Raw genomic sequence first — 8420 nt, forward strand, 5'->3', positions numbered from 1 at the left:
CACGGCCTCACCCTTGTCGTTGCTGATGATGTTCTTCGTGACGATGATGTCCGTGCCGTGGGCCTGCCGATACGCATGCAGGTAAACGTCGCAGTAGAGGCGGTCGCCGACCTTGATCGGCAGCAAGAACTTCAACTCCTGGTCGACCTGGACGATTTGCGCATCCTGGATGCCGATGTTGGCGTTCTCGAAGAACGCCGTCTGAGCGGTGTAACCGAAGACCGAGATGAAGGTCAGCGGCGCGGGCAGCGAATCGTGGCCGAGGTCTGCAGCGACACCCTCGTCGAAGTAGGCCGGATCCTCGTTCTTGACGGCGACGGCGTACTCACGCACCTTCTCGCGCCCGACTTCGTAGAAGTCGGGATAGCGATAGTGCATCCCGATGATGTCTGGAGACAGCGGCACGGATCAGTTCCCTAAGTCAGTCAACCCAGAGCCGAAGCCCGCGGGTCGTCCGTTAGCGCGATTCCTTGTGCGGCTGATGCGTCCCGCAGTTCGGGCAGAACTTCTTGAGCTCCAGCCGATCCGGATCGTTGCGCCGGTTCTTCTTCGTGATGTAGTTGCGGTGCTTGCACACCTCACAGGCCAAGGTGATCTTGGGCCGTACGTCTGTACTCGAGGCCACGTCTGTCGTCCTTCTTCATTCACTTGCGTTGTCGTCTTGTAGCGGTGGGGGGGCTCGATCCCCCGACCTCACGATTATGAGTCGTGCGCTCTAACCAGCTGAGCTACACCGCCATGGGCACCACACCAGCCCGACCGCATCCCGTCGCTGCGCTCGCCCTGGCCGATCCACCGGGCCCCCTAACGGAATCGAACCGTTGACCTCTTCCTTACCATGGAAGCGCTCTACCGACTGAGCTAAGGGGGCAGCTTCCCCTTGGAGGACGCGAGTCACGCCGCAGGGCCTTAAAGAGGGTACATTCTCGCCGTTACCCTCGCCAAACCGCTTCGTCGCGGCTGCGGTCCTCGGCTCAGTCTGTGGCTTAATCATTGGCATGGCCAGCCCAACCGACCAGGACCGTCTGTACTTCAAGCAGCTGTTGTCCGGCAGCGACTTCGCCGCGAACGACGTCATCGCCCAGCAGATGCGCAACTTCGCCTACCTCATCGGCGATCGCGAGACGGGTGACTGCGTCGTCGTCGATCCGGCGTACGCCGCCAACGATCTGCTCGATGCCCTCGAGGCCGACGGCATGCATCTGTCGGGAGTGCTCGTCAGTCACCACCACCCCGACCACGTGGGCGGGTCGATGATGGGCTTCGAGCTCAAGGGCCTCGCCGAGCTGCTGGAACGGGTCAGCGTGCCGGTGCACGTGAACACCCACGAGGCGGACTGGGTCTCGCGAATCACCGGGATCCCGCTCAGTGAACTGACCTCCCACGAGCATGGCGACAAGGTGACGGTCGGCGACGTCGAGATCGAGCTGCTGCACACTCCCGGCCACACCCCGGGCAGCCAGTGCTTCCTGCTCGACGGCCGACTGGTCGCCGGCGACACCCTGTTCCTGGAGGGGTGCGGACGCACGGACTTCCCCGGCGGGAACATCGACGACATGTTCCGCAGCCTGCAAGCGCTGGCAAAGTTGCCCGGCGATCCCACGGTGTTTCCTGGGCACTGGTATTCGGCAGAGCCGAGCGCCTCGCTGTCGGAGGTGCGGCGCACCAACTACGTCTACCGGGCCAGCAGTCTCGACCAGTGGCGCATGGCGATGGGCGGCTAGCCCACAGGCTGGCGTGATCCGAAGTGGCGCGTTGGCTCACCACCTGCGCTAAGTTCGGTGCTCAGCGCCCCAGGGGCACAGGATCGGAAGGACCCTGCGATGACGACACCGGCCGACTGGTATCCGGACCCCGAAGACCCTTCTGGCCTGAGGTATTGGGACGGCACCAGCTGGACCGAGCATCGTGCGCCCGCCCCGGTTGCTGCCGAAGCGGCCCCCGTCGCGGAAACGCCCGCAGAGCCGCCCGCCACGCAGGCCGACGAGTTTCCGGCCAGCGAACAGGCGACGACCGTTGTGCCGACGCGGCCGGCGGTCGATCCGGCGGGCAGTTCCGAACTCGACCCGGCGCAGGGCGGATCCCACCGCGTCCCCGACGCAACCGAAGAAGCGTCCGCCCCCCCGTCAAGCTCCTCGACGGAGTACTCCGCGACGCCCAGTCAGCCCTACGACACGCACCCGCCGACGTCGTACGAACCACCGGCGCCCGAGTCGACGCCATGGGACGCGCCGCTGCCGTCGTGGGATGCACCACCGGCCGGGCAGTCCTACACCCCACCGCCGACCCAGCCCACCCAGTCATATGAGGCAGCGCCCTTTGCGCCGCCACCTGGCCCTCCGGGGCCACCGGTACCGCCCTACGGACCATCCGGAGGCGGCCCCAACAAGAAGCTGGTCTTCGGAATCCTCGGCGGCGCAGCGGTAATCCTGCTGGCGCTGGTGTTGATCGTCGTCTTCGTGGTGATCCGCCACGACGAGCCGACCGTGACGTCGCAGGGCACGTCGTCCTCCAAGTCCTCCACCACGTCGAGCGAGACGACGTCGGAGAGCTCGTCGGAGACGTCCTCCGATGAGTCGCCCACGCCCACGCCGCCTGCGACCCCGAGCGAGGGCAGCGACGGCGACTACACCTTCTCGGTCGCGGGCACCGAGACCGGCGACACCATCACGTCCACTGTCAGCGACGCCGTCCAGAAGACGGCGACCGGCATGTTCTACGTCGTCTACGTCAACGTGACCAACACCGGCACCTCTCCGCTGACGTTCGTCGCGACGTTCCAGAAGCTCGCCGCGGCCGGAGAGACCTTCGCACTCGATGACGAGGCCACCGCGTTCCTGGGCGGCACCATCGCCACGGTGGCCCCGGGTGACAAGGTCGAGACGCCGCTCGTCTACGACGTGCCGGTGGGCACCGCGCCGGACACCGTTCAGTTGCGGGCCGACCCCGTGAGTCCGGGCGTCGAACTACCGCTGCAGTAAGGCAGACGAGCTCGGCCCCGTCACCGGGGGGATGGTGACGGGGCCGAGACATCAAGAGCTTGGGGGAAGCTCAGTGCCCACGTTAAGCGACGCAACTGAGCACATCCCCAGACGCACCTGAGTTGCACCTGAGAAAATGGGACGCGCGCGGTACCCTCTAGCCGGTCGCTAGCTACCAAAATATGTGCATCTGCATTGCTGTCAGCAAAGCACTATTGTCCTGAGCTAACACCAACCGACAGGTGAGGGCGCAGTGGACTGGATGCGGGATCGATGGAACGATCTGACGAACCTCGGCTCCGGCGGCTGGCTGGCAATCGCGGCATGGGCGGCACTGGTGCTCGGCATCGTCGTGCTCTTCTGGGCCAACCGCCAGCTCACGAAGAACCGCCAGCTCAAGACCGAGCAAGTCCGGCCACAAGTGACGATGTTCATGGAGCCGCATCCCTCCGATTGGCACGTCATCGAGCTGGTGGTGCGAAACTTCGGACAGACCGCCGCCCACGACATTCGGTTCACCTTCGTCAATCATCCGACGGTCGCCGCATACGAGGACTCCCCGGCGGACGGGCCGCCCGAAGTGGCCGAGCTCGACCTTCCCAGCGAACTCCCCTACTTGGCTCCTGGCCAGGAATGGCGAACGGTGTGGGACTCCGCAATCAGCCGAGAGGAATTGGCCGGCTCGATCCGGGATCGCTTCGACGGTGCCCTGACCTACTACGACCGACCGCGACCCGACGCAAAGGCGAAGAAGACCCGCCTGTGGAAGACGCGGGAATCCTTCGAGACGATGTTCCGCCTGGACTGGGGCACCCTTCAGCCGGCGCAGCGCATCGAGTTGATGACCACCCACGATCTGGCCAAGCGGGAGAAGCAGAAGCTGGAACTCCTGCGCAGCGTGCTGACGTATTTCCACTACGCCTCCAAGGAGACGCAGCCCGACGTGTTCCGCGCCGAGATCGATCGGATGAACAAGGCCGTGGAGGAAACCCAAGATCGTTGGCGCACAAGGCAGTTGGACCAGACCACCGAGTTGGACTTCCCCTGGATCCAAAATGGGGTGGCTGGCCGTCATTCCGCGCACTTGGGCTAAGTACGATCGGCTCGAACCGTATTCAAGGGAGAGTCGATGACAAGCACCGTTGCTTATGAGCAGACCGAGTCCGTCGCCACGATCACGCTCGACGACGGCAAGGTCAACGTGTTGTCGCCGGCGATGCAGCAGAACATCAATCAGGCGCTCGACCTGGCCGAGAAGGCTGCGAGCGACGGCGAGATCAAGGCCATCGTGCTCGCGGGCAACTCGCGGGTGTTCAGCGCCGGTTTCGACCTCAGCGTCTTCAACTCCGGCGACGCCGCCGCGGCGCTCGGCATGCTCTCCGGTGGATTCGAGCTGTCGATCCGGCTGCTGAGCTTCCCGGTGCCGGTCATCATGGCGGCGACGGGGCCAGCCATTGCGATGGGTTCGTTCCTGATGCTCAGCGGTGATCACCGCGTCGGGTCGCCGAGTTCGCGATGCCAGGCCAACGAGGTCGCGATCGGCATGGTCTTGCCGATCTCGGCGATCGAGATCATGCGAAACCGTTTGACGCGTGCGGCCTTTCAGCGTGCCGTCGCGATGGCGGCAGTGTTCACCGGCACGGAGGCCGTCGCCGCCGGGTGGCTGGACGAGATCGTCGAGGACGGCAACGTTCTGGCCCGGGCCCACGACGTCGCCTCCGACGCTGCCGCCGGGTTGCACGTGAAGGCGCACCGGGCCAGCAAGCTGAAGGCTCGCAAGGACGCGATCGCGGCAATCCAGGCGGGGATCGACGGGCTGCCCACGGAGTTCACGGCAAGCTAGATCTTCGTCTGCGAGGCCGCCGCACGAAGCGCACGCCTCCTGGCGGATTCACTTAGGCGCTGGGAGTGGTGACGTACTGCACACCGTCCTATGATTTGGACGAGGGGGCTGATCGATGACGCCGTTGGGGATTATTGGGCTCATCTGGCTTGGTTTTGGGCTGTTCACTATCGGGGTCGCAATTCGGGTCAAGCTGCGGCCGCTCTTGATGTGGATCATTGCGGGCCCGCTCTTCGGCCCGTTCAGCGTGTTCTGGCTCGGTGCCGGTATCGCACAGAAGAAACGACTGCGTGCCTACGATGACGGGTCGAGCCCTTACGGGGCCGGAGCCTTCTTCGGCAACGCGGGCTTCGGAGGTGGTTCGTGACGATGATTCTGCTGGTCATCGCCGGTCTTGTGCTAGTCACCGGATCGGTGTGCGTGTTGATTCGATTCGATCGAGTGACACGTCAACGTGCTGAACAACGGCTCGCCGCCTGGAAGGCTGCCGGTGAGGTGGGCCCACCGCCGGGCGACTACATCGGACTCGGTAGCGGGAGCTCAAGTTAGACGCTTGCACTACGTTCTGCGCCCGAGGGGGGCCGAGTCATCGCGTCACGAACTGTCAAGTACGCACTAGCTGCGGCACTTCCTGCCGCGGTCACCTGCGCGGCTTTCGGCCCGCTAAAGTGCAACGAAATCTTCGGCTGCATGGGCGGCCAATCCACGACTCAGACATTTCTACTGGTGGTGTTGTTGGCAGCAATAGCCGGTGTAGCGGCAATGGCTGTCATCGACGTGGCGATCACCGCTCGCTATGCGATGGTGAACCGGTCGCTGGCCAACCGTGCCTCCAGCCGAACCCCAAAGCCGCCGCGAGAAACGCCGTGACGGCGCCGGCGTCGCCCCGTCACTCCAGCGCGGCCGCAGCCGCCTCCCGAAGCGCGTCGTATGCCGAGCGGAGCCCGGGCAGTTCGCGTTCGATGCGATCGGCGAGCGCAGCGTCGTCGTCGGCCGACAGCGCCGAAATCGACTGATGGGCAGCGCGCGCGGCCGCGGCCGCCGTCAGTCCGGCATCCTCGGCGGGCGGGGCGTCGACCGTGCGGATGAGTGCGATCAGTGCTTGGCGCGCTCGATGCGCCCCGGACCGTGCCACCCGCAGGGCGCTCGCGGAATCCTGCTCCTCGGCCAGTGCTGCCCTGGCCCGCGTGACCCACTCGTCGTCGAGGGTGCCCGTCGCGCACACCGGGCAGGGCTGCGTGCCGTGCCGGTCGTGGAACTCCAGGCTGGTCTCGAGGAACTGGACGCGGTCCGCGGAGAGCACGTCCGCAGTGCGTTCCGCGTCGGCCTGCGCGGCGGCAGCGGATCGCAGTGCAGCACAAGCGTTTTGAACGGCGCCGACATCGGGCGCGGTCGAAGCCGCGGCGTGCTGCTTGCGGAGCGCCTCGAGGCGCGCTTGGTCAGTCAGCGTGTCGTCATCGTTGGCCATCGCCAACGACCTTAGGCGCTGACGGAGGCGCTCACCAGATTTCTTAGTTCGATCAGCACGCGCTCGAGTTCATCCACCAGCCACGAAGAGTTCCTCGCCTTGAACACCGCCAGGAGCGATTCGTAATACCAGAGGTGCTCGTGTGGGTCGTGTTCGCTGAAGCGTGCCCACAACGCTTCTCCGATGTCGCGGTAGTCCCGCAAAATGGCGCGGGCATTGTCGAGCTTGTCGGCCAGCGACACCAGAACCGTGGCCCCGCTCGCCGTCGCCAGATGTGCGATGTACCGCTCCTTGCGAGGCTTCCACGGCGGTTTGGGCACCTCGTCGGTGTCGCTGCACTCGGCGACGATGACCGCGACGTCGTCGCCGAACTTCTCGCGGATCTCGGCGAGAACCGGCGCCCCACCCTGGTCCTCGACGGCGTCGTGCAACAGGCCGGCGATGGCTTGAGTCTCGGTGCCGCCACCCTCGATCACCAGACTGGCCACCGAGAGCAGATGACCGACATACGGGGTGTCGCCACCCTTGCGGGTCTGCGTGCGATGCAGATTCGAGGCGTAGCCGAGCGCCTCGTCGAAGCGCGGGGACAGGCGTGGCGTGGACATACCTCACTGTGGCACAGACGTAGGACACGTCCGCCCCGCCGGGCAAACGGTGGCGGCATTCCCGAACCGCTGTCGGCGGTGCCCCCTAGGCTGGTTTCAATGTCGCTTCACCTCCACCGTGCCGAACGGACGGACCTCCTCGCAGACGGCCTCGGCGCCCTGCTCGCCGAACCCCTCGACGATCCCTTCGCGATGGAGTTGGTGCTGGTGCCCGCCCGCGGCGTCGAACGGTGGCTCAGCCAGCGCCTGTCCCACGTCCTTGGCCGCGGGGCGGGCGCCGACGGTGTCTGCGCGGGCGTCGAGTTCAGGAATCCGTATTCGCTTATCGCGGAGGTCACGGGCACCGCCGACGACGATCCGTGGTCGCCGAACGCCATGGTGTGGCCGCTGCTCGAGGTGATCGACGAGAGCCTTGAGCAGCCGTGGTGTCGGACGCTCGCGACGCATCTCGGTCACTTCGAGGTCGGCGATGAGAGGGAGCTTCGCCAGGGCAGGCGCTACGCCGTCGCGCGCCGGATCGCCGGATTGTTCGCGTCCTACGCCAAGCAACGTCCACAGCTGCTGGCCGACTGGCTCGACGGCAACATCGGAGATCTCGACGCCGACCTCGACTGGCAACCACCTCTCTGGCGGGCCCTCGTCGACCGCGTCGCCGTCGACCCGCCCCACGTAAGGCATGGGAAAACCGTTGCGCGTCTGCGCGAATCACCTCTTGCCCTGCCGCCGCGGCTGTCCCTGTTCGGCCACACCCGGCTGCCGATCACCGAGATCGAACTGATCGGAGCCCTTTCCACCCACCACGACGTGCACCTGTGGCTGCCGCACCCCAGCGACGACCTCTGGCGCGCACTGGCCGGCGTACGCGGTCCCATCACGCGCCGCGCCGACACCAGTCACCGGGCCGTTCACCATCCACTGCTCGCCACCCTCGGCAGGGACCTGCGCGAGCTGCAGATCATCCTGCCGACGGATCTGCACACCGACGAGTATCTCGGCAACGGCGAGTATCCGGCCAACCTGCTCGGCTGGCTGCAGTCCGACATCGCCGCGAATGCCGTTCAGCCACAGGGCAGGACACTGGCCAAGGGCGATCGCTCCGTTCAGGTGCACGCGTGTCACGGCCAGGCCCGACAGGTGGACGTGCTCCGCGAGGTGCTGCTCGGCCTGCTCGCCGACGACCCGACGTTGGAGCCACGCGACATCCTGGTCATGTGCCCCGACGTGGAGACCTATGCCCCCCTGATCAACGCCGACTTCGGTCTCGGTGAGGTGCTGCGCGGTGCGCATCCAGCGCACCGGCTGCGGATGCGGCTGGCGGATCGCTCACTCGTGCAAACCAATCCGCTGTTGAGCGTGGCGTCGCAGCTGCTGGCGTTGGCGGGAAGCCGGGTGACCGCCAGCGAGGTGCTCAACCTCGCGCAGGCCGCGCCGGTGCGGGCCCGCTTCGGCTTCACCGACGACAACCTCGAGGACGTCACCCGCTGGGTCCGTCAGGCGAACGTCCGCTGGGGATTCGACCAGCA

General features: G+C 66.0%; 10 protein-coding genes and 2 tRNA genes. 6 read left to right on the plus strand and 6 right to left on the minus strand.

The annotated features are described in order from the left end of the window. The 4 genes from hadA to QOD90_RS17005 all read right to left on the minus strand — a co-directional run. Nucleotides 1-405: (3R)-hydroxyacyl-ACP dehydratase subunit HadA (gene hadA, locus QOD90_RS16990; RefSeq protein ID WP_526351746.1), on the minus strand; the 405-nt coding region annotated here is incomplete at its 3' end. A 52-nt stretch (nt 406-457) separates the two neighbouring features. Continuing rightward, complete coding sequence (rpmG, locus tag QOD90_RS16995) at nt 458-625, minus strand: 50S ribosomal protein L33 (RefSeq protein ID WP_059015841.1); 168 nt, start codon at nt 623-625, stop codon at nt 458-460. A gap of 39 nt (nt 626-664) precedes the next feature. Next, a tRNA-Met gene (locus QOD90_RS17000) sits at nt 665-738 on the minus strand. 60 nt (nt 739-798) lie between these two features. Further along, nucleotides 799-871: transfer RNA gene (locus QOD90_RS17005), tRNA-Thr, on the minus strand. 127 nt (nt 872-998) lie between these two features. On the opposite strand from QOD90_RS17005, the gene QOD90_RS17010 reads away from it, so the two are divergent. From QOD90_RS17010 to QOD90_RS17030, 5 genes are all read left to right on the plus strand, one after another. Then, on the plus strand, nt 999-1724 hold the full coding sequence (locus QOD90_RS17010; protein ID WP_526351748.1) for an MBL fold metallo-hydrolase: 726 nt from the start codon (nt 999-1001) through the stop codon (nt 1722-1724). Nucleotides 1725-1823: 99 nt separating this feature from the next. Continuing rightward, on the plus strand, nt 1824-2981 hold the full coding sequence (locus QOD90_RS17015; RefSeq protein ID WP_526351750.1) for a DUF2510 domain-containing protein: 1158 nt from the start codon (nt 1824-1826) through the stop codon (nt 2979-2981). Nucleotides 2982-3234: 253 nt separating this feature from the next. Beyond that, a complete protein-coding gene (locus QOD90_RS17020) occupies nt 3235-4074 on the plus strand; it encodes a DUF8453 domain-containing protein (protein ID WP_526351752.1) in 840 nt (279 codons plus the stop codon). Nucleotides 4075-4110: 36 nt separating this feature from the next. After that, the gene (locus tag QOD90_RS17025) at nt 4111-4824 is read left to right on the plus strand and encodes a crotonase/enoyl-CoA hydratase family protein (protein ID WP_526351754.1); all 714 of its coding nucleotides are present in this window, start codon (nt 4111-4113) and stop codon (nt 4822-4824) included. Nucleotides 4825-4939: 115 nt separating this feature from the next. Then, on the plus strand, nt 4940-5191 hold the full coding sequence (locus QOD90_RS17030) for a hypothetical protein (RefSeq protein ID WP_526351756.1): 252 nt from the start codon (nt 4940-4942) through the stop codon (nt 5189-5191). A 522-nt stretch (nt 5192-5713) separates the two neighbouring features. Here the strand turns inward: QOD90_RS17030 and QOD90_RS17035 are convergent. Then, nucleotides 5714-6292, minus strand: a complete 579-nt coding sequence (locus QOD90_RS17035) for a hypothetical protein (RefSeq protein ID WP_526351758.1) — start codon at nt 6290-6292, stop codon at nt 5714-5716. An 11-nt stretch (nt 6293-6303) separates the two neighbouring features. Continuing rightward, nucleotides 6304-6897, minus strand: coding sequence for an HD domain-containing protein (locus tag QOD90_RS17040; protein ID WP_526351760.1), 594 nt, complete (start codon nt 6895-6897; stop codon nt 6304-6306). 99 nt (nt 6898-6996) lie between these two features. Here QOD90_RS17040 and QOD90_RS17045 point away from each other — a divergent pair. Then, a partial coding sequence (locus tag QOD90_RS17045) for an exodeoxyribonuclease V subunit gamma (protein ID WP_526351762.1) occupies nt 6997-8420 on the plus strand: 1424 nt, incomplete at its 3' end.

The sequence above is a fragment of the Mycobacterium sp. genome (assembly GCF_032161845.1).
GTDB lineage: Bacteria > Actinomycetota > Actinomycetes > Mycobacteriales > Mycobacteriaceae > Mycobacterium.

Coding starts and splice junctions, on each gene's coding strand:
- QOD90_RS17010 (WP_526351748.1), top strand. CDS start 999: ATGGCCAGCCCAACCGACCAGGACCGTCTGTACTTCAAGCAGCTGTTG.
- QOD90_RS17030 (WP_526351756.1), top strand. CDS start 4,940: ATGACGCCGTTGGGGATTATTGGGCTCATCTGGCTTGGTTTTGGGCTG.
- QOD90_RS17025 (WP_526351754.1), top strand. CDS start 4,111: ATGACAAGCACCGTTGCTTATGAGCAGACCGAGTCCGTCGCCACGATC.
- QOD90_RS17015 (WP_526351750.1), top strand. CDS start 1,824: ATGACGACACCGGCCGACTGGTATCCGGACCCCGAAGACCCTTCTGGC.
- QOD90_RS17040 (WP_526351760.1), bottom strand. CDS start 6,897: ATGTCCACGCCACGCCTGTCCCCGCGCTTCGACGAGGCGCTCGGCTAC.
- QOD90_RS17035 (WP_526351758.1), bottom strand. CDS start 6,292: ATGGCCAACGATGACGACACGCTGACTGACCAAGCGCGCCTCGAGGCG.